General features: G+C 66.8%; 18 protein-coding genes and 1 tRNA gene. 11 read left to right on the top strand and 8 right to left on the bottom strand.

All coding sequences use genetic code 11. The features are described from left to right. The first annotated feature begins 69 nt into the window (after window positions 1-69). Window positions 70-711, top strand: coding sequence for an extensin family protein (locus tag ACNI3R_RS07800; RefSeq protein ID WP_426181618.1), 642 nt, complete (start codon window positions 70-72; stop codon window positions 709-711). 62 nt (window positions 712-773) lie between these two features. Beyond that, on the top strand, window positions 774-1676 hold the full coding sequence (locus ACNI3R_RS07795; protein ID WP_426181616.1) for an LOG family protein: 903 nt from the start codon (window positions 774-776) through the stop codon (window positions 1674-1676). A 4-nt stretch (window positions 1677-1680) separates the two neighbouring features. Here ACNI3R_RS07795 and ACNI3R_RS07790 read toward each other — a convergent pair whose 3' ends face one another. Beyond that, the gene (locus ACNI3R_RS07790; RefSeq protein ID WP_426181613.1) at window positions 1681-2307 is read right to left on the bottom strand and encodes a YbhB/YbcL family Raf kinase inhibitor-like protein; all 627 of its coding nucleotides are present in this window, start codon (window positions 2305-2307) and stop codon (window positions 1681-1683) included. A gap of 149 nt (window positions 2308-2456) precedes the next feature. Between ACNI3R_RS07790 and ACNI3R_RS07785 the strand changes: the two genes are divergently transcribed. From ACNI3R_RS07785 to ACNI3R_RS07770, 4 genes are read left to right on the top strand one after another with little or no spacing between them, the layout of a single operon-like run. After that, window positions 2457-2717, top strand: a complete 261-nt coding sequence (locus tag ACNI3R_RS07785) for a hypothetical protein (protein ID WP_426181611.1) — start codon at window positions 2457-2459, stop codon at window positions 2715-2717. Beyond that, a complete protein-coding gene (locus ACNI3R_RS07780; RefSeq protein ID WP_426181608.1) occupies window positions 2714-3877 on the top strand; it encodes a winged helix-turn-helix domain-containing protein in 1164 nt (387 codons plus the stop codon). Before ACNI3R_RS07785 ends, ACNI3R_RS07780 begins: the two co-directional genes overlap by 4 nt. Window positions 3878-3933: 56 nt before the next feature. After that, window positions 3934-5268 (top strand): methylenetetrahydrofolate--tRNA-(uracil(54)-C(5))-methyltransferase (FADH(2)-oxidizing) TrmFO, encoded by a 1335-nt coding sequence (gene trmFO / locus ACNI3R_RS07775; protein WP_426181605.1) that lies wholly within the window; start codon window positions 3934-3936, stop codon window positions 5266-5268. Window positions 5269-5327: 59 nt separating this feature from the next. Beyond that, window positions 5328-6509, top strand: coding sequence for a glycosyltransferase family 4 protein (locus ACNI3R_RS07770; RefSeq protein ID WP_426181602.1), 1182 nt, complete (start codon window positions 5328-5330; stop codon window positions 6507-6509). 21 nt (window positions 6510-6530) lie between these two features. Here ACNI3R_RS07770 and ACNI3R_RS07765 read toward each other — a convergent pair whose 3' ends face one another. Further along, window positions 6531-6848, bottom strand: a complete 318-nt coding sequence (locus ACNI3R_RS07765; protein WP_426181599.1) for a DUF2218 domain-containing protein — start codon at window positions 6846-6848, stop codon at window positions 6531-6533. Beyond that, the gene (locus ACNI3R_RS07760) at window positions 6848-7459 is read right to left on the bottom strand and encodes a PadR family transcriptional regulator (RefSeq protein WP_426181597.1); all 612 of its coding nucleotides are present in this window, start codon (window positions 7457-7459) and stop codon (window positions 6848-6850) included. The genes ACNI3R_RS07765 and ACNI3R_RS07760 overlap by 1 nt, the downstream gene beginning before the upstream one ends. Before the next feature lie 116 nt (window positions 7460-7575). Here ACNI3R_RS07760 and ACNI3R_RS07755 point away from each other — a divergent pair, with 116 nt between their 5' ends. The 4 genes from ACNI3R_RS07755 (at window position 7576) to ACNI3R_RS07740 (ending at window position 11752) form a co-directional block, all read left to right on the top strand. After that, complete coding sequence (locus tag ACNI3R_RS07755) at window positions 7576-8889, top strand: replication-associated recombination protein A (RefSeq protein ID WP_426181594.1); 1314 nt, start codon at window positions 7576-7578, stop codon at window positions 8887-8889. Between the two features lie 14 nt (window positions 8890-8903). Continuing rightward, window positions 8904-9773: a hypothetical protein gene (locus ACNI3R_RS07750; RefSeq protein WP_426181592.1), complete on the top strand. Its 870-nt coding sequence runs from the start codon at window positions 8904-8906 to the stop codon at window positions 9771-9773. 17 nt (window positions 9774-9790) lie between these two features. After that, window positions 9791-9866 (top strand) — tRNA-Thr (locus ACNI3R_RS07745). Window positions 9867-10090: 224 nt separating this feature from the next. Next, window positions 10091-11752 (top strand): adenylate/guanylate cyclase domain-containing protein, encoded by a 1662-nt coding sequence (locus ACNI3R_RS07740; protein WP_426181589.1) that lies wholly within the window; start codon window positions 10091-10093, stop codon window positions 11750-11752. A 45-nt stretch (window positions 11753-11797) separates the two neighbouring features. Here ACNI3R_RS07740 and egtD read toward each other — a convergent pair whose 3' ends face one another. The 5 genes from egtD to ACNI3R_RS07715 all read right to left on the bottom strand — a co-directional run bounded on the left by egtD (window position 11798) and on the right by ACNI3R_RS07715 (window position 18112). After that, window positions 11798-12784 (bottom strand): L-histidine N(alpha)-methyltransferase, encoded by a 987-nt coding sequence (egtD, locus tag ACNI3R_RS07735; RefSeq protein ID WP_426181586.1) that lies wholly within the window; start codon window positions 12782-12784, stop codon window positions 11798-11800. A gap of 1 nt (window position 12785) precedes the next feature. After that, window positions 12786-14057 (bottom strand): ergothioneine biosynthesis protein EgtB, encoded by a 1272-nt coding sequence (egtB, locus tag ACNI3R_RS07730; protein WP_426181583.1) that lies wholly within the window; start codon window positions 14055-14057, stop codon window positions 12786-12788. A gap of 242 nt (window positions 14058-14299) precedes the next feature. Next, window positions 14300-14674, bottom strand: a complete 375-nt coding sequence (locus ACNI3R_RS07725) for a YdbL family probable chaperone protein (RefSeq protein WP_426181580.1) — start codon at window positions 14672-14674, stop codon at window positions 14300-14302. Further along, window positions 14671-14871 carry a YnbE family lipoprotein gene (locus tag ACNI3R_RS07720; RefSeq protein ID WP_426182308.1) on the bottom strand — a complete coding sequence of 67 codons (201 nt, stop codon included), beginning with the start codon at window positions 14869-14871 and terminating at the stop codon, window positions 14671-14673. Before ACNI3R_RS07720 ends, ACNI3R_RS07725 begins: the two co-directional genes overlap by 4 nt. A gap of 76 nt (window positions 14872-14947) precedes the next feature. Beyond that, window positions 14948-18112, bottom strand: a complete 3165-nt coding sequence (locus tag ACNI3R_RS07715) for a YdbH domain-containing protein (protein WP_426181578.1) — start codon at window positions 18110-18112, stop codon at window positions 14948-14950. Between the two features lie 238 nt (window positions 18113-18350). Here ACNI3R_RS07715 and ACNI3R_RS07710 point away from each other — a divergent pair, with 238 nt between their 5' ends. Continuing rightward, window positions 18351-20123 (top strand): hypothetical protein, encoded by a 1773-nt coding sequence (locus ACNI3R_RS07710; RefSeq protein WP_426181575.1) that lies wholly within the window; start codon window positions 18351-18353, stop codon window positions 20121-20123. Window position 20124: the final 1 nt, after the last annotated feature.

Below are 20124 nucleotides of genomic sequence, written 5' to 3'. Positions count from 1 at the left end.
TCGTGAGGCGCAGTTCGCGGGCGGGAGGTTCTGGCGACCATGGCGACGACGGTGAACGGGTCTCGATACATGCGGTTAGCTGTTCCGACTCTGCTGCTGTTGTCGACCTTGCTCGCGGGCTGCATTCCTTCCCCGCGAAGCCCACGCAGCGCCTCGCAACAGGCGGTCGAGACGCCCGAACGCTTCCGTCAGTGCGTAGCGACGATGCGCGCCGAAGGATCGGAGGTGCAGCCACTGCCTGACCGAAACTACGACAATGGCTGCTCGGCCACCGCCTCGGTCAAGCTGGTCGCGATCGGCATACCGGTCACCAATCTCGGCGCCGTGAAATGCATCCTCGCCGCGCCCTTCGCGCGCTGGGTACGCGAGGATGTCAGGGCACAGGCCAAGCGCTGGCTCGGCTCCGACGTCGTCAAGATCGAGAGCATGGGCTCCTTCGCCTGTCGGCCGGTCAACAACCAGGCGGGCAACCGCCTGTCCGAACATGGCCGCGCCAACGCGATCGACATCGCCGCCTTCCAGCTGCGCGACGGGCGCCGGATCAGCGTTCGCGAGGGCTGGAACGGCCCCGACGCCAATGCGCGCGCTTTCCTGCGCGGGCTGCACCGCGCCGCCTGCGCCCGCTTCGGGGTGGTGCTGGGCCCGGATGCCAATAGCCTGCACCATGACCATTTCCATTTCGACATGGGCAACGGACCCTATTGCCGATAGGCTGCGCGCCCTGCCCGTCCCCTGTAAGCCAGGGGAAAGATAACCCATGCTACAGAGCGGAAATGGCACATAGAAAGATACCCCAGCGCGTTTTTTCCCGCGCGAAAGAAGACGCCGCCGTCGCGAACGCGGCCACCGAAACTCCGCAGACCGTCAGTGACAGCTATAAGCTGGCCTTTCAGGACAGCGACTTTCTGCTGCGCGACGACCTTCGACCGATCCGCTTCCAGCTCGAACTGCTGAAGCCCGAGCTGTTGCTCGAGGAAGCCAATATCGGTTCTACCTTCGTGATCTATGGCTCCGCCCGCATCCCCGAGCCGGCCAAGGCCGAAGCGCTCGTGGAATCGGCGACGACCGACAAGCAACGGCGGATAGCCGAGCGGCTGCGTGCGAAAAGCCGTTATTATGACGAAGCGCGCAAACTCGCACAGATCGCCAGCCAGTGCCCGCTCGACGCGGCCGGCAAGCGCCAGTTCGTCGTCTGCTCGGGCGGCGGACCGTCGATCATGGAAGCGGCCAATCGCGGCGCGCAGGATGTCGGCGCGGAGTCGATCGGCCTTAACATCGTGCTGCCGTTCGAGCAGACGCCCAACCCCTATGTCACCCCGCACCTGAGCTTCCAGTTCCACTATTTCGCGCTGCGCAAGATGCACTTCCTGCTCCGCGCCCGCGCCGTGGCGGCCTTTCCCGGCGGATTCGGGACGTTCGACGAACTGTTCGAGCTGCTGACCCTCGTCCAGACGGGGAAGATGGCGCAGCTGCCGATCTTCCTGTTCGGCAAGGAGTTCTGGCAGCGGATCGTCGATTTCGACGGCCTGGTCGAAGAGGGCGTGATCGGCGAGGCCGACCTCAACCTGTTCCGCTTCGTCGAGACAGCCGAAGAGGCGTGGGAAAAGCTCAACCTCTATTATGCGACGCGCGACCGAGTGCATCTGCACCGCGAACCGCGCTCGCAAAAGGGCTAGAGACTCAGGCGGGAGCGGCTCCTGGCACCACGTGCCCGGAGCCGACCGCTTCCTCGTCGCGCGAATAAGTGGCGACGAGCATGCCGGCTCCGAGCACCCGGCCCTTCAACGCGTCCACCAATTCCGACCGGCCCGGGCTCGGGACGACATCCACCGCATCGCTGAGCGCGAACAGTTGGAACACATAATCGTGTGACCCGTGCCCCGACGGGGGATCGGGCGGCAGCCACCCCTCGCCGATCAGGCTGTTGCGGCCGACGTCGCGGCCGTCCGCCTGTCCGTCGCCGTCGGGGGCGATAGCGCCTTCTGCCAGCCGATGCTCGCCAGCGGGGATATTCCAGACCAGCGCGTGGACCAGCGGCTGCAGCGCGGGCGCATCGGGATCTTCGACGATCAGCGCTAGGCTGACGGTGCCCTCGGGCAGCGGCCCCCACACGAGCGGCGGCGACACGCCGTCGCCATCGGCGGTGAAGCGCACCGGCAGCCTCGCACCATAAGCAAAAGCGGGGCTTTCCAGATCGATGACCGTCTCCCCGACCGACAGGTCCGGATTGACGATAACCAGCTTGGAATGGCCCGCCCGGACATTGTGGAGCAGCCCGCCCAGCCAGCGCGGCAGATGTTCGAACATCGATCCTTCCTCCTGTGGTTCAACGACTAAATGCGGGACCGGGGCGGAATGATCCCGCCATGCCCGACATTTAAGTGGAGGAGAAACGACGCGCATTGAGACAGGTCATATTGCTTGTCATAGCGCGCTACCCGGGGCATCGCCCGCTGATGGACCTCGACGATCTGCTCCTGCATTATTTCGGCACCACCTCGCTCGATGATCTCGACGAGGAGACGATGGAGACGGGACGCGAGCGGGTCGCCATCGCCTTCGGTACCGAGCAGGAGCGCGGTCGGCGATTCGCCCTGTGGATATTGCTCGAGGCGCTGGGTTCGGCGCCCGAGCCGGACGCCGCTTTCGAGGATGAGCGTGACCGCAAGGCGGCCGAAGATTATCTCTGGGCGTCGCGGCGTATGGGGCGGCGTTGAAGCCGCTGCAGATATCGCTCGCAGAGGCGCGCCGCATTGCCCTCGCGGCACAAGGGTTCGGCGGGCGAACGGCCCCTGCAAGTCCCCGCCGGCTCGCGGCGACGCTCGACCGCCTCTCGCTGCACCAGATCGACAGCGTCAACGTGCTGGCCCGCGCGCATTACCTGCCAGCCTTCTCCCGCCTTGGCAGCTATGATCGCAGTTGGCTCGACCAGGCCGCGTGGGGGCCGCGCGGCAAGCGCCGCATCTTCGAGTATTGGGCGCATGAGGCGTCTCTGTTGCCGCTCGACCTGCATCCACTGCTGCGCTGGCGCATGGCAGAGGCCGATCGGGGCGAGCGCGGCTGGGGCTCGCTGCGCGCCTATGCAGGCGAAGGCCGCGCCGAGGCGATGCGCACCCTCGCCCGGATCGCCAACGAAGGCCCGCTGTCCGCGTCCGACTTCGAAGGCGGCAAGGGACAGGGCGGCTGGTGGGGCTGGGGCGAAGCCAAGCGCCAGCTCGAGTGGCTGTTCTGGGCGGGCCACATCACCACAGCGACGCGACGCAACGGTTTCGAGCGGGTCTATGACCTGACCGAGCGGGTTATCCCGGCCGATATCCTTGCCCTGCCCACCCCCGACAAGGCGACCGCGCATCTTGCGCTGATTGCCCGCGCGGCCTCGGCGCTCGGCGTCGCAACCGAAACCGATCTGCGCGATTATTTCCGGACCGAGGTCGCGCCGACCCGTGATGCCATCGCCGCGCTGGCCGAGGAAGGCGTGATCGAGCCTATCCAGGTCGAGGGCTGGACGAAACCCGCCTGGCGGCATCGCGACGCGCGTGCGCCGAGGCGCGTATCGGCCACAGCCCTGCTCGCGCCCTTCGACCCGCTGATCTGGGAACGGGCACGGACCGAAAGGCTGTTCGGCTTCCACTACCGGATCGAGATCTACACGCCCGCCCACAAGCGGCGGTACGGCTATTATGTGCTCCCCTTCCTGCTGGGCGACAGGCTCGTCGGCCGCGTCGATCTGAAGGCCGACCGGCAGGCGTCCCGGCTGCTCGTCCAGTCGGTGCACTATGAGCCCGACGCACCGGCCCATAGCGGCGAGATCCTCTCGGGCCTGCTCCGCGAGATGGCCGACTGGCTGGGTCTCGATTCGGTGACGGAGCACGGCTGACGGGCACTGGTCGGAAGATGCTTCAAACCGACGGCGCGCAGGACTAAAGCGCCATCATGGATCATCAGATACACATTATCGGCGGGGGCCTCGCCGGCTCCGAAGCGGCGTGGCAGCTGGCGCAGGCAGGGATCAAAGTGCGTCTGTCGGAAATGCGCGGGGTCGAAGCGACGCCGGCGCACCAGACCGACAGCCTGGCCGAACTTGTCTGCTCGAACAGCTTTCGCTCGGACGACCCGCATAATGCGGTGGGGCTGCTCCACCAGGAGATGCGCGCGCTCGGCTCGCTGATCATGGCGCAAGCGGACGCGCACCGCGTGCCCGCCGGCTCGGCGCTGGCTGTCGACCGCGAGGGCTATGCCGAGGCGGTCACCCGCGCGATCGCGGACCATCCGATGATCGAACTGGTGCGCGAACGGGTCGACGTGCTGCCCGACAGTGGCGCGGTGATCGTCGCCACCGGCCCGCTGACCGCCGCGTCGCTGGCGGCGTCGATCGGCGAGGCGACCGGCGCCGATGCGCTCGCCTTTTTCGACGCCATTGCGCCGATCGTCCATCATCATTCGATCGACATGGACGTCGCCTGGATGGCGTCGCGCTGGGACAAGGGCGAAACCAAGGATTATATCAACTGCCCGATGGACAAGGAGCAGTATCTGGCCTTCCATCAGGCGCTGCTCGACGGCGAGAAGACCGAGTTCAAGGAGTGGGAGAAGAACACGCCCTATTTCGACGGCTGCATGCCGGTCGAGGTGATGGCGGAGCGCGGCGTCGACACGCTGCGCCACGGGCCGATGAAGCCGGTTGGCCTCGACAATCCGCGCACCGGGCGCTGGCCCTATGCGGTGGTCCAGCTGCGGCAGGACAATGCGCTGGGAACCTTGTGGAACATGGTGGGGTTCCAGACCAAACTCAAACATGCCGAGCAGGTCCGCCTGTTCCGGACGATTCCCGGCCTGGAGAAGGCCGAGTTCGCGCGGCTGGGCGGACTGCACCGCAACACCTTCATCCAGAGCCCGAAGCTGCTCGACCGCACCCTGCGGCTGAAGTCGCGTCCGCATATCCGCTTCGCCGGGCAAATCACCGGCTGCGAGGGCTATGTCGAGTCGGCCGCGATCGGCCTGCTGGCGGGCCGCTTCGCCGCCGCCGAACTGCTTGGCCGCAGCTTCGCCCGCCCGCCCGAGACGACGGCGCTGGGGGCGCTGCTCAACCATATTACCGGCGATGCGGACGCCGACAGCTACCAGCCGATGAACGTCAATTTCGGACTGTTCCCACCGCTGGAGGGCGCACGGGGCGGGCGCAAGCGCAAGGGCGACCGCAAGGTGATGATGTCCGAGCGCGCCGACGAGGCGCTGCGCCAGTGGATGGCCGAGAGCGAAGCCGCCTGATCGCCCGTGATGAGGCCGTTCCGGTTGCGATGATCGGATTTGCCTCCTAAGGCGGCGCGATGGATGCTTCGCAGCTGCGTGTGGCCCTGTTTACGGGCAACTATAACTATGTGCGCGATGGCGCGAACCAGGCGCTGAACCGGCTCGTCGGCTATCTGCTGAGCCAGGGCGCCGCCGTGCGCGTTTATTCGCCGACGATCGACGAGCCGGCCTTTCCGCCGACCGGCGATCTCGTCAGCATCCCGTCGCTGCCCGTTCCCGGCCGCGGCGAATATCGCTTCCCGCTGATGATCCCGCCCGCGATCAAGCGCGACATCAGCCGCTTCGCGCCGAACATCATCCATGTCGCGAGCCCGGAAATATTGGGGCACCGCGCGGTGAGCCTCGCTCTCCACCGCAATCTTCCGGTCGTCGCCTCGGTCCATACGCGGTTCGAGACCTATTTCCGCTATTATGGCCTCGCCTTCCTCGAACCCGTGGTCGAGGCGCTGCTGCGCCGCTTCTACCGCCGATGCGACGCGATCTTCGCGCCGTCTGAGTCGATGGCGCAGCTGCTCCGCGAACAGCGGATGAGCTATGATGTCGGCATCTGGTCGCGCGGCATCGACCGAACGATCTTCCGCCCCGATCGCCGCAGCCTGGAATGGCGCCAATCGCTCGGCATCGACCATGACGATGTGGTCATCGGCTTCGTCGGACGGCTGGTGATGGAAAAAGGCCTCGACGTCTTCGCCGACACGATCGACCAGCTCGAGCGCAAGCAGATTCGCCACAAGGTGCTGGTCGTCGGCCAGGGGCCTGCACGCGAATGGTTCGAGAAGCGGCTGCCCAAGGCAGTGTTCGCGGGCTTCCAGGCGGGCGAGGATCTCGGCCGCGCGGTCGCCTCGATGGACATGCTGTTCAATCCGTCGGTCACCGAGACCTTCGGCAATGTCACGCTCGAGGCGATGGCGGCGGGCCTTCCGGTAGTCGCCGCGCGCGCGACCGGCAGCGAGAGCCTGATCGACGACGGCGTCACCGGACGGCTGATCCAGCCCGGCCGGACCCAGGCTTTCGCCGACGCGCTGCGCTCATTCTGCGAGGATGGCGAACTTCGACAGAAGATCGGGCTCGCCGGACTGCAGTCGAGCGCGCGCTATGGCTGGGACCAGGTCAACCAGGAACTGGTCGACGCCTATATCCGCATCATCCGCCAGCATCAGGCGGGCGTGCGGATGACCCGGCAGAGCCCCGTTCCCTGAACTCTGCCGGCCGCCGAGCGTTCAGGCCGGCTGCCAGTCGAAGCTGAGCGGTGCCTCGCGAAAGGCGAAGCGGTCGAGGTGGCGCGCAACGGCACCCTGCAGGCCCTCGAGCTGTCCGACGCTGCTGGCGTCGATGCGCACCCGGAGAGCCTCCGGCTCGGCATCGAAGGTCACCCGGCCGTCGCCCGGCCAGTCGGCCCCGCGCGCGTTGCGCGGGAAGACGACCGAGCCATGCTGCGCGTCGAAACTGACTTCCAGATTATGCGCCCAATGCTTGCAAAGCTGCTGGAGATAGCGGCTGGCCGAGGTCGTCGGCACCGAGGCGATCGCGGCGACCATCAGAGGCGCTCGATCTTGCGGGCAGCCTCGTCGAGGATTGCCGCGATGTCATGGCCCAGATCGTCGCGATCGCGACGGCCCATCCGCTCGCGCAGCACCATGGCGAGATTGACCATCGCACGCTTGACCGGAGCCCGGCCTTCGCCACCCGAAGCGTCCTCGTTGAGGCCATCGAGCCGGGCGAACAACGCCTCGATCAGTTCGGCCTGCTCGCCGATCTCGATCTTGCCTGCTTCGGTGATCGCGAAGAGCCGCTTGGCGCCCTCGGCTGCCTGCTCGGCGATCTGGCCCATATCCTCGAGCATGGTGAGGGTCGGGTAGATCACGCCCGGGCTGGGCGCATAGCCGCCCCCGGTCCGCTCCTCGATCGCCTTGATGAGGTCATAGCCGTGGCGCGGCTGCTCACCGATCAGCGCCAGAAGGACGAGCCGAAGCTCCGCGCCGTCGAACACCCGACGTCGCCCCCGGCCACCACCATGGCCGCCGAAACCGCCGCCGAAGCCATCTCCTAACATGTCCGCGCCGCCCCCGAAGAAGCCGCCCCGGCGCCCGCGCATCGCGTGCCGGATACCATGCCCGCCATGAACGCGGGCTTTGTGAAAGAAATGCATTATCAAAATACCTCTGATTCGTTTTCGATGTTTCTAGATATATCGTGAAAGAGTTTTTACAAGAGGAGTTTTGCAAAAGCTGTGCGAGGCTTGCTGCGCGCCCTATATCCCCGCCCATGGCCGACCTTTTTGCGCCCGAGGGCGAGCATGTCCCCACCGCCGAGAGCATTCCGCTGGCCGAGCGCCTGCGCCCTGCCCGACTCGACGAGGTGATCGGACAGGAACATCTGACCGGCGAAGATGGCGCGATCGGGCGGATGGTTGCCGCCGGGCGCCTGTCCTCCCTGGTGCTTTGGGGGCCGCCGGGTACCGGGAAGACCACGATCGCACGCCTGCTGGCCGACGCGGTCGGACTGCGCTTCGCGCCCGTGTCGGCCGTCTTCTCGGGCGTCGCGGACCTCAAGAAGATCTTCGCCGAAGCGCGCGAGCATGCGCGGCTCGGCGCGCGGACCTTGTTGTTCGTGGACGAGATTCACCGTTTCAACCGCGCCCAGCAGGACAGTTTCCTCCCCTATGTCGAGGACGGCACGGTCGTTCTGGTCGGCGCGACGACCGAGAACCCGTCCTTCGAGCTCAACGCCGCGCTGCTGAGCCGCGCCCAGGTGCTGATCCTGAACCGGCTCGATGCGGCCGCGTTGACGCGCCTGATCGCGCGGGCGGAGGAGCTGGTCGGCAGAGCCCTGCCGCTGACGGCGAATGCGCGCGAGGCGCTGGTGGCGTCGGCCGATGGCGACGGGCGTTTCCTGCTCAACCAGGTCGAGACGCTCTTTTCGATCGCCATCGACCATGCGCTTGAGCCAGGCGAACTGGCGAAGCTGTTGCACCGGCGCATGGCGGTCTACGACAAGGATCGCGAGGGCCATTACAATCTGATCTCGGCGCTCCACAAATCGCTGCGCGGTTCGGACCCGCAGGCCGCGCTTTATTATCTCGCGCGGATGCTCGTCGCCGGAGAAGATCCGCTCTACGTCCTGCGCCGCCTGGTCCGCTTCGCCAGCGAGGATATCGGCCTCGCCGACCCGCAGGCGCTGGTCCAGTGCCTCGCCGCCAAGGATGCCTATGACTTTCTCGGATCGCCCGAGGGCGAGCTCGCCATCGTCCAGGCCTGTCTCTATCTTGCGACCGCGCCCAAATCGAACGCCGCCTATGCCGCGCAGAAGGCGGCCTTTCGATCGGCCAAGGAGACGGGGTCGCTGAGTCCGCCCAAGAATATCCTCAACGCCCCAACGCGGCTGATGAAGGATATCGGCTATGGCAAGGGCTATGCCTATGACCATGACGCCGAGGATGCCTTTTCGGGCGACGATTACTGGCCGGAAGAGATGGCGCCGCAGCGTTTCTATGCGCCGACGCCGCGCGGCTATGAGGCGCGGATCAGCGAGCGCCTCGCCCATTGGGACAAGCTGCGTGTCGAGCGCTCCGGCCGCTGAGTCTTGAGCGCCCGATGACTCGCCGTTTCGCTAGCTTTGCCTGCATCGACTGGTCGGGCGCCAGGGGACCGAAACAGCCCGGCATCGCCGTCGCCACGGTGGACGACGCTCAGGCGGCTCCCGCGCTGCTGCCGGGGCCCTGGTCGCGGACCGCCATCCTCGACTGGCTCCTCGACCATGCCCGGCGCGGGACCGACATGCTGATCGGAGTCGACTTCTCCGCTGCTTTGCCTTTCCTCGATGCCGGGGCCTATCTGCCGGGCTGGCGCGACAGCCCCGCCGACGCCCGCGCGCTGTGGGCAGTGGTGGACCGGCTGTCCGCCGACGATCCGCATCTGGAGGCCGGCAGCTTCATCGACCACCCCGAGATCGCGCCCCATTTCCGCCGCCACGGCGGCCGGCAGGGCACGCTGTTCGGTCCCGGCAACGGACGATTCCGGGTGACCGAGCGCCATTGCCGCGACCAACGCCACGCGCCTGCGACCAGCTGCTTCAACCTGGTCGGCGCGGCGCAGGTAGGCAAGTCGAGCCTGACGGGCATGCGCCTGCTCCACCGCCTCGATGGCCGCGTGCCGGTCTGGCCGTTCGACCCGTTGCCGGCACAGGGGCCGGTCATCGTCGAGATCTACACCACCATCGCAGCCCGCGCGGCCGGACTGAAGGGCGGCAGCAAGATGCGCGACTCCGACCGCCTCGCTCTCGCGCTCGCCGGCCTTGGCGTCGACAATGCCCCCGCGCTGGACCGGCACGACGACCACAGCACCGACGCGCTCGTCACCGCGCTGTGGCTGTCGCAGGCGGCCCAAAGGACAGAACTTTGGCATCCACCCGCACTTTCCCCCGCACTCGCTGCGCTTGAGGGCTGGACCTTCGGCATTCCCTGACGCATGAGAGCGCCTGTGCCGGCTTAGCTCAGTTGGTAGAGCACCTGATTTGTAATCAGGGGGTCGCGGGTTCGATCCCTGCAGCCGGCACCATCTCCGATATTGCCCGGACCATCGCGCTACCCCTCCACCGGCTTCGCCGGTCCCCCTCCCCGTTCCGGGGAGGAACTTGGGTGTAGTGCGCGGCAAAGTTCCTCCCCGGAACGGGGAGGGGGACCATGCAGAGCATGGTGGAGGGGAAGCGCCAACCCTCCCCACCAAGCACCGTTTCCCGCTGAACAATAATACCATATTCTCTCGCCTCAAGAGGGGGAGCCATGGCCGTTCTGCTGCGATCGATCAGTATCAAGATCTTCGGGGTCGCCGTCGTGCTGCTCATCATCATGGCGGCTGCGGCGACGTGGTCGGGGCGGTTGACCGAGCAGGTTCATCTGCAGCTGCAGACGCTCGATCGCGGCCTCTTTCCCATGGCGCTCGCCATCGCCGAGGTTCACAGCGGGGTCGCGTCGGAAATGGCGGCCATACCCACCGCTGACCCCGGATGCGCGGCCCAGCTGCATGCGATGCTCGATCGCAACGAGGCGCTGATCCGGCGCACGATCGACTATCGGGCGCGCGCAGCCAAGCTTGCCGTGCTCGAACGCAACAAGCTGGAACTCGCCCGAATCGAGCCCATGCTCGACGACCTCGCTTATGACCATGGCAAGCTCGTCGGGCTCGTGCCCGCGCTGTGCCGGGGAGACGCGGAGGCGAAGGCCGAAGCGGCGCGGCGAGTGAACGAGGTGCGGCGCCACGCGGGTGCGATCAACCATGAGATTGCGCGGTTCGTGGCGACGGGCGCGGTCATCGTGGGCGATAATCAGCGGCAGGCGATGACCGCGAACTTCCTGTTGATCGCGGCGGCGGGCGCGGTGGGGTTGTTGCTTGCCTGGCTGGTGGCGCGCGGGCTGACCCGGCCGATCAGCCGGTTGCAGGCGGGCGCGCGTGCGATCCAGCAAGGGCGGCTGGATGCGGATGTGCCTGTCACGAGCAGCGACGAGATCGGCGACGTGACGCGGACGTTCAATGCGATGCTGGCGGAACTGCGCGAGAAGGAACGGATCAAGGCGACCTTCGGCCAATATGTCGACCCACGCGTCGTCGCGGGGCTCGTGAGCGGTAGCGCCGACCGGTCGACGGTGGGCGAAAAGCAGACCGCCACCTTGTTCTTCTCCGACATCGCCGGCTTCACCCCGCTGGCCGAGCGGCTGGCGCCGAGCACGCTGGTCCGCCTGATCAACGCCTATTTCGCCGCGATGTCGGCCTGCATCCGCGACCGGCAGGGGATCATCGACAAATATATCGGCGACGCGATCATGGCCTTCTGGGTGCCCCCCTTCGCCGAGCCGGCCGAGCAGGCGCGGCTCGCCTGCCTCGCCGCGCTCGACCAATGCGATGCGCTCGACCGTTTCCGGAGTGAGATACCCGATCTGATCGGCATGCGGCGCGATCTGCCGTCGATCGACATGCGGATCGGCATCGCGACCGGCGAGGTCGTGGTCGGGTCGGTCGGGTCCGAACATGCGCGCAGCTTCACCGCCATGGGCGACACGGTGAATTTCGGCGCCCGGCTCGAAGGCGTGAACAAGGTTTACGGTACCCGCATCCTGATCGACGCAATGACCCGCGCGATGGCGGGCGATGCGATCGAGGCGCGCGAGATCGACACGGTCCGCGTCGTCGGGCGCGAGGAGCCCGTGCTCATCCACGAGCTCACCGGTCGCTCTGGTGCGATCGATCCGAAGCTTTCTGCTATCCTTGCCCGATATGCAGAAGGCCTGGCGCTCTATCGCGCGGGAAACTGGGCAGAGGCCCGGCCGCTGTTCGCGGAAGCGGCCGTCGACGACGGCCCCAGCCGGGCGATGCTCGCGCGGATCGATGCGCTGAACTTACGGCCACCAGAAAACTGGACGGGCGTCTGGAAGCTCGCTGCGAAATAGGGCGGGCCGGGCACCCGGCCTGCGATGGCCCGACTAACCTCGGGATCAGGGGGCAGCGCGCTGCTCGCTGGCTTCGGCGAGCATGAGCAGGAAGTCGTCTCCCGCATCGGTCCACATCCCGGCCGGAGCCCAGCCGGCGGCCTGCAGCAGCAGCCGCGCCTGATTGGGCGTATATTTGTGGCTGTTCTCGGTGTGAATGGTCTCGCCGGCGGCCATGCGGAAACGCTCGCCTTCGATATGAAAGACGACATCCTCGACCGCCTCGAGGTGCATCTCGATCCGGCTCCAGTCCGGGTTCCAGCGCGCGACGTGGCGGAAGGCCGATAGCGGCATATCGCCGTTCAGTTCGCGATTGATGCGCGCGATCAGGTTCAGATTGAACGCCGCAGTGATGCCGCGCGCGTCGTCATAGGCGGCGAGCAGGCGATTGACGTCCTTCACGCGATCGAACCCGATCAGCAGGAAGGATGCATTGCCCAGCGTCGTGCACATCGACCGCAACAGGTCGATCGCGACGCGGGGGACCATATTGCCGATCGTGGAGCCGGGGAAGAAGCCCAGCATCGGCATGTCGCGCACCTCGGCGGGAAGGTGGACCGGTCGGGTGAAATCGGCCTCCACCGGCAACACCGGCAGCTGCGGGAACCTGGCGGCAAGCGCCTCGCTCGACTGCCGCAGGAACTCGCCCGATATGTCGAGCGGCACATAAGCAGCGGGCGCGATCGCGCGGATAAGCAGCGGCGTCTTGAGCGAGCTGCCCGATCCGAACTCGACGACAGCACGCCCCTCGCCCACCACGGCGCCGACATCAGCGCCATGGCGCTCCAGCAGCCCGATCTCCGTGCGCGTCGGGTAATATTCGTCGAGCGTCGTGATCTGCTCGAACAGCACGGAGCCCTCGAGATCGTAGAACCAGCGGGCCGGGATCGCCTTTTGGGTCTGCGCCAGCCCGTCGAGGACATCCTTTCGAAAGGCCGTATCCACCTGGCGCCGCTCGCCCATCGGCAGCTTGATCCCTTCGATGACGCCCATGTCAGATATCCTTTGCCAGGCGCAGGCCGGTGAACTGCCAGCGCTGATGCGGGTAGAAGAAATTGCGGTAGGAATGGCGCAGATGGCCGCGCGGCGTGGCGCAGCTGCCGCCCTTGAGGACGAACTGTCCGCTCATGAACTTGCCATTATACTCGCCCACCGCGCCGGGGGCGGTGCGGAAGCCGGGATAGGGCCGATAGGCCGAGCCGGTCCATTCCCACACATTGCCGAACATCGCCGGCGCGCCACTGCGATCGGCACAGGGGCCGACCGCTCCAGCCAGATCGAGCTGCACGCCCGACGCAGGATCATGCGCGCTCGACGCGAGTTCCCATTCCTGTTCGGTCGGAAGCCTCGCCCCCGCCCAGCTGGCGAAAGCGTCGGCCTCGTAAAAGCTGATATGGGTTACGGGCGCCGACAGGTCGAGCGGCTGCCAGCCCGACAGGGTGAACTGCTCCCACCCTCCTTCGACCCGTCGCCAATAGAGCGGGCCCTGCACCTCTTCGGCATTCTCCCAGGTCCAGCCGTCGGATAGCCAGAGATTGGGCGTCGCATAGCCACGATCTTCGATGAACGAGAGCCATTCACCGTTGGTGACAGTCCGATCGGCCAGCGCGAAAGGCCGCAGGAAAGTCTGATGGCGCGGACCTTCGTTGTCGAAGGCGAAGCCGGGCCCATCATGACCCACGCTCACCAGCCCACCCTCGTAGCGGATCCAGCGCATCGGAGCGACGTCGACGCTTCCCTCAGGGCAGGGAGCGGGTCGCGGCCAAGCCGATGGGCCGAGCGGGTTGCAGTGGAGCAGATGCTTCAGGTCCGTCAGCAACAGTTCCTGATGCTGCTGCTCATGATGAAGGCCGAGTTCGACGAGGGCCATCTGCTCGGGTGCCAGCCGATCGAGCGCGCCCATAAGCGCTTCGTCGACCCAGCTACGATAGGCGATCACCTCGCGCAATGACGGGCGCGTGAGCAGGCCCCGCTTGGCGCGTTCGATGCGTGGCCCCTCGGCCTCGTAATAGCTGTTGAACAGGAAGGGCCAGCGATCGTGGAACAGCTGATACCCCGAGACATAGTCACGCAGAACGAAGGTCTCGAAGAACCAGCTGACATGGGCAAGGTGCCATTTGGCAGGCGATGCATCGGGCATCGACTGGGCGGTGGCGTCGGCATCGGAAAGGCCGGCGACGAGATCGACGCTCAGCTGCCGCGCGCGGCGATAGCGCTCGGCGAGCGACAGGGCGGCGGAAGACGGCTGGTCCGATAGGCTTGCCACGATGGTCGATAATCCCCGCCTGATGTCGCACCTGGACGGCACGACAGCTGTAACGAGCGAGACGGGATTAAGTTACCGGGCGGGCGAGATAATCCCCGACCGCTTCTCCCAGCGCCTTTCCATTGCCGCACGTTCCGGCCTTGGGCGGGTAGCGCGCAGGCAGAGACATTTTGATGACCCTATTGACCCTGTTCCGGCCAATAGCCGGATCGCGGCGGATAAACCCCACCGCGTCCCCATCGTCAGCCGCAATAATCGGGGGTGATCGACTCCGAGCCTTGGCGCTTCTTCCAGGCGCCGTCCTTCAGCTTATAGGCCTGCCCCGGCTTGACCGCGCGAAGCGTCTGGCAGGCCGTCGTCTGGGCGAACTGGTCGACGGTCACGTTGCGCGACGCGGCGATCTGGGTGTAGCCGGCCCGCCGCTTGATGTTGATCGCGTCGACCGCCGCCTTCAGGTCCGACGAGGGCGCCGAGACGAAGCCGAGATAGCCGTCCCATTGCTCGCCGACCGCACCGGCCGACAGGGCCTGCTCGACGACCGGATCCGCCGCAAGCAGCGGCGAGGCCACCGCCAGGGCGGCAGCTGCGACAATGGCCGTACCGAATATCTTTCTCATTGCGGAAACAGCTCCGGATTGTTGGCGATGAAGTCCTCGGCATCCTTCTGGAGCCGGACCACCACCTCTTGCTTTACATTCACGTTCAGGTTGATCTCGATCGGCTTGTCGGGGGCGGCGACCTGGATGCAGCCCGCGAGCATCAACCCACAAGGCAGGATCGCCATCGCCGCGACACGGCCATTCGCTATCGTCATCATCCTTGTCATTCCGGGACGCTCGCACCGCGCGTCCCGCTCGTCAATCTGGCAGAGGTCATGACATGCTCCCGCTTTACCTTGGCTGAATGGGGGGCTGAATGGAGGCCGGCACCGGAACGATCACAGCGTCCGAGGCCGGAGGGGTCTGTTCGGGCGCGGCCGTGGCGCCGTTTCGAAGCAATAGCGAGGGATCGACGAAGGTCTGGGCGGAGTTGACCAGCCCCCGGAACGGCGCGGTGATCGTGATATTGAAGCGGAAAGGCAGTCGCGTCAGCGGCGCCAGCAGACGTCCCATGATCCCATTCCGCGTAGCCGTTTCCTCGGGCCGATCGTTGGTCCCGTCGAAGCGCACGCGGCTGACGATCTCGCCGTCGAGCTGGCCGTTGAGATCGATGATCAGCCGGTCATAGCGCATCGACTTGAGCGCATCGAAGGCAAGGCGCGCATAGCGTCCGAGATTGGCGTTGGTCACGTCGCCGACATAGGACAGGGTCCCCCCGCCAGGCCGCACGCGCAGTTCGCCATTTTCGATGCGCCCGCCCGAGGAATCGAAGATGATCGGCAGAACCCCGTCGAACTTGCCGGTCACCGCCAGATTCTTGAACTCGAGCTGCTGAACGAAGGTCGCCGCGTCGAGGCCGTCGATCCGGAACGTGAGTCTGCGGGCCACGGGCCGCGCCATGTCCAGCACGCTCGGCTCCAGCGTCAGCGTTCCGCCCGCAAAGGGCCAGTCGCCCGACTGGATCGACAACTGCCGGTCGGGGAGGATGCGATAGCGGATCAGACCGTTATTGACGGCGATGCCCGGATTCACCTCGGCCAGCATCACCTTCTGGTCGGGCGCGGTCACCAGGCCGAGCAGGTCGACGAAGTGGATCGTGCCCTTGAGCCCGGTAACCGGACCGAAGGCGGCCGCGAAATCGAGCTTGTCGGTCGAGAAGCTGCCACGGCTGGTGACGTCGCCGCCGCGCCACTCTATCAGGCCCTTGCCCGAGACGCGGCCCTCGACATTGGCGACCATGCCCAAGGTGAGCGGCGTTATCGCTTCGGGTTGGAGCCCCTTGCCGAAGGTCAGCGCATCGACCGACAATTCCGCCCCGCCACGGCTGGTGGAAAGATCATGGTTGAGCGCAACGCGGGTCACCGTCGCCTGCGACCTGGGCTCCTTCAGCGTCGCCTTCGCCGATATCCTGCCGCCGATCAGATCCAGACGGACATCGTCCGATCGCAGCGGGTGGAAACGGGGCTCCACGGTCTGGGCATCCGCGACCTGCAGGCCCCCCTCTACCGAGAGGCGGCTACCGGCCAGGCGCCAGCGCCCCTCGCCTTCCGACATGAGCAGGGGCACCGATGCGAGCTTCCCGGAAAGCGTCGCAAAGCTGCCCGCGATTCCCCGGGCGTCGACGCGCCCGTCCAGCCGGACGATAGCGAGCCGGGTCGGGTCATCTTTGCCGCCCAGCCTTACGGCAAGGCTATCGAGGCGGAAGCCCGGATTACCAACCGACGCGGTCAGCGTTCGCCCTTCGATCGACAGCGGCTGCCCGCCGATCGTGCCGCGCAGCCGAGGCGCCTGGACAACCGCCCCACCTGAGAGGGCGCCGTCGCTGGCTCGGCGGAACAGCGCGCCACCGACGGGGCAAAGCGGCAACCGGCTCGGGCCGATCGTCGTGCCGGCGATGGCGAGGCGGGACCAACTGAGCGGCGCGCAGACGCTGTTCACGACCATTGCCCCACGCTCACCGATCGTGAACCGCAGGGGAAGACGAGCATCGTCGACCCGACCGTCAGCGAGGGGACCGCTCATCCGCACGCCGGTCGTGACGAAGACTATGCCACGGCGATCCCGCGTGAAGGCGATCGGATCGAAGGCCAGCGAAGCCTGACCGGTTTGATAGGGTGCGATGCTCGCCGAGCCTTCCAACGGACCACCCGGAACGGTCTGGCGCGCGGTGGCCAGCAGATGCGGCAGGCCGCCGCCGGACACTTCGAGACTGCCATTGGCGGAGACGCCTTCGGAACGGCTCCATCCGATGCCGGCAGCGCCGGTCGGGCGGAGGAGGAGCCTCGCCCCGCTCCGGCTATCGGCGGCGACGCGAAGAACGCGCAGTTCGGCCTCGTCGCCGCCCAGGCTCGCACGAATATCGGCCTTCACATCGGCCTCAGCCCCCGCCCTTGCGAGAGCCCGTGCCCACGCATCGACAACCGGTCCCGGCGGAAGCGGGTCCAGACTTGCGCCCATGCCCGCCAGAGCAGTAGTCGAAGCCGGCGAAAGACGCGCGTCCGATGCGCTCACCTGCCCATCAAAATCCGCATCGCCGCGCGAGGTGACGCGGTATTTTCCGCGCACCCCCAACGCACCGACATTACCCTGTGCCATGGTGATGTCCCCGGCGCGCAGGTCCGCGTCTCCGGCCACGCCGGCACGTCCGGCCGTGAAGGCGAGTTGACCACCCAGCGTGCCGATCCGCGCTCGACCGACAAGGACCGTCCCCTTGGTCGGCTTCAACATCCCCCGCCACTGCGTCAGATCGGAACTGCCCCGCAGATCGGTCTCCACCATGGCGTCGGACAGCCGGACACCGGCGCAATCAATCGTGGAGGCGCGAAGCGGGCCTGAAAGGCGGGGAGCTCCGTCCGCCGTCGTCACTTGCAACGCCGCGCCCAATTGCTCTGCGACGCAGTCTTTCGCGACCAACCGCGGCGCGGAAAGCGTGACCCGCCCCCTGAAACCGTCGTCCAGACGACCGGCGCCATCGAGCATAAGCGACACCAGCCCGGCAGGGCTCGCGATATCGGCCCGTACCGACCGAGCCGTCAGCGAAATCGCGGGCAAGGCGAATGGCGCATCGCCCTGCCCTTCCGGCAACAGACGATCGACGGCACCCAGCGACAGCTTTCCGCTGACGAACCGCCCCTTGATCCGCAGCCCGCCTGCGTCGACCGCGCGAACCTGGACGCCGCGCAAGCCGAAGCCCAGTTCGACCTCCGCCCAGTCCGCCACCAGATCGGGCGAGCGCGGATCGCCGATCACGACATTCTCGATCCGGTGGGTCCGCACGCCTATCTTCGCAAGGCGATAGCGCGCGGCCACGCCCTTCTCGCGTAACATGGCATCGATGTAGGAAGCGGCGATCGGAGTCCGCTCCGACCACAGCCACACGCCACCGGTCGCCAGTGCCACGGCACTGGCGCCTGCCACGATCAGGGCATGCTTCTTGCGCGGCGACGCAGCCTCCATAGCGCGGGGCTTAGTCGTTCAGGACGATGGCGTCACCCCGCTGGCGACAGAGCGTCGCACGCGCGGGTGGGGATCGATCCCCGAAAACATGGTTAACCAACCCTCAACGCTTTCCCTCTATCCACGACAGGGTCCAAACCTTCCGCCGTCCGGCATTGTTCCGCCACCGGCTCGTTTCCGGGACCCGGGCGGAACCTGGTTCGCGTCCGGCGGTCAGGCCGGCTGTCAGGAGTGTCGCGTGTCGATTCAGATTGCAAATGCACTGGTGCAGCGGCTCGGCCCCTGCGTGATCGAGATCGACCAGGCGGCCCATCCGGAACTCGCCTGCGAACTGGCGCTGATGGGCTGCGGCATCGCCGCCCCGGGTGCGAAATCCTCTTCTCTCAACTCGGCTCATGCCGGCTATCTGGCCTGGGCCGGCTCGGGCGCGGGGCCCAGCTTTGCCAGCGCAATCGCCCCGTTCGCCGGAGCGGGAACGCTCGCGCTGCACAGCACCGGCCAACCGCGCGAAGCGCTCGAGGCGCAGCTCTTCGCGCATGGCTGGCGACGTCACCCGGCGTCGATGATGCTGCACGAATATGGCGACTGGACCGCCGACTGCCTGCCCGCGCTCACTTACTGGCAGCATGACAGTGGTCAGCGCGATGGCTGGCTCGACAGGGGCTTCGAAGCGGACGCCGTGATCGCACGCTTTGCGATGGCCGCGACGCATGTCCGCACGGGTGACCGCGTTCTTATCGACGACGCCGGATCGGACGATGCCGCCGCAATCATCCTTGCGCTCTCGCGCGCCGGATCGGTGCTGTTTGCCGGCGCACATGGCGACTCCCGCTGGGAGACGACGGGACCTGCGCTCGACGCCGTCCCGGCCCAGTCGATCGACCTGGTGATCGCCTTCGACGCCGAAGCCCCGGAGGGCTGGCAGTCGCGCGTGGCGGACTATGCCCGCCTGCTGAAACCGGACGGCCGTGCCGTGCTCGGATGGCGGCGCGACCGGGGCGATGGCAGCCGCCCCCGCGACTGGGACGCGATGGACGACGCGGTATCCGAATGGCTGCTCCCGGAGGTCCGCTACGCCCAATGCGCGGCAAGCCCCGATGCCCGGGGGCCGCACATGATGCTGCAGATACCGGCCGAACAGGCGGCCGATGTCGACTGGCTGCTGATGGTCGCCTCGGCCAACCCGCTGCTCGGTGCTGAAGCCACGCTGGAATATGAAAATCCCGCTTATCCGCTACGGCACGGAACCCCGCCGGCGCTGGTCGATTTCGGCTCGGCCTATGACAATCCGTGGCTCTATCGCTCGCTCGTCCAGATGGGCGAGCGACTGAATCACGAGGTCAAGCTCGCCCGCCTGGCCGAATGCGTGATCGAGGATTCGCGCCCCGACTCCGCCGACCGCGGCGCGGCAATCGCAGTGCTCGGCTATCGCATCCTGGAGATGCGCCGGGCCGATCTGGCCGCAGTGATCCTCCCGCCGATCGAAGCCTATGTAGGCCAGCCCGTCACCTCGGAGACGCCCGTCCACGTCCGGCGCTGGCGCATCTCGCTGGCTTTTCTCGCCGGCCGCCTGAGCGAACTGAGCGAAAAACGCGAGGACGCCGCGCGCTGGTACCGGCAGGCCGCCGAAGCCAATTGGTGGGATTTCTCGCCGCTACTGGCGACGAAGAGCATCGCCGCCGCCTTCTACGAGGCACGGCTGCACCTCGCGGCGGGCAACGCCCAGACCGCGCTCGCCTGCTTCCGGCAGGGTATGGAGACATCGCTCAAGGCAGCCGCCAGCGCCCATGATGCGCAGATGGGCCCCGACGGTCACCCCCTGCCCTTCTATCTGCAGGAACTGGCCGAGGTCATCGACATGGGATCGCAATGCGCCAATGCGCTCGCGCATTTTCACCTGTGGCAGCGCGATCCCGGCCTGTTCTGGCGTCAGGTCGACGTCCGGCGCTTTGGTCTCGCGTCCTGGGCCCGCGATCTGGAACATGAGAATCAGCGGCTGCGGGCCGCGTGAG

The sequence above is a fragment of the Rhizorhabdus antheiae genome, assembly GCF_049889055.1.
Taxonomy (GTDB): domain Bacteria; phylum Pseudomonadota; class Alphaproteobacteria; order Sphingomonadales; family Sphingomonadaceae; genus Rhizorhabdus.
This window is presented reverse-complemented; position numbering and strand designations above follow the sequence as displayed.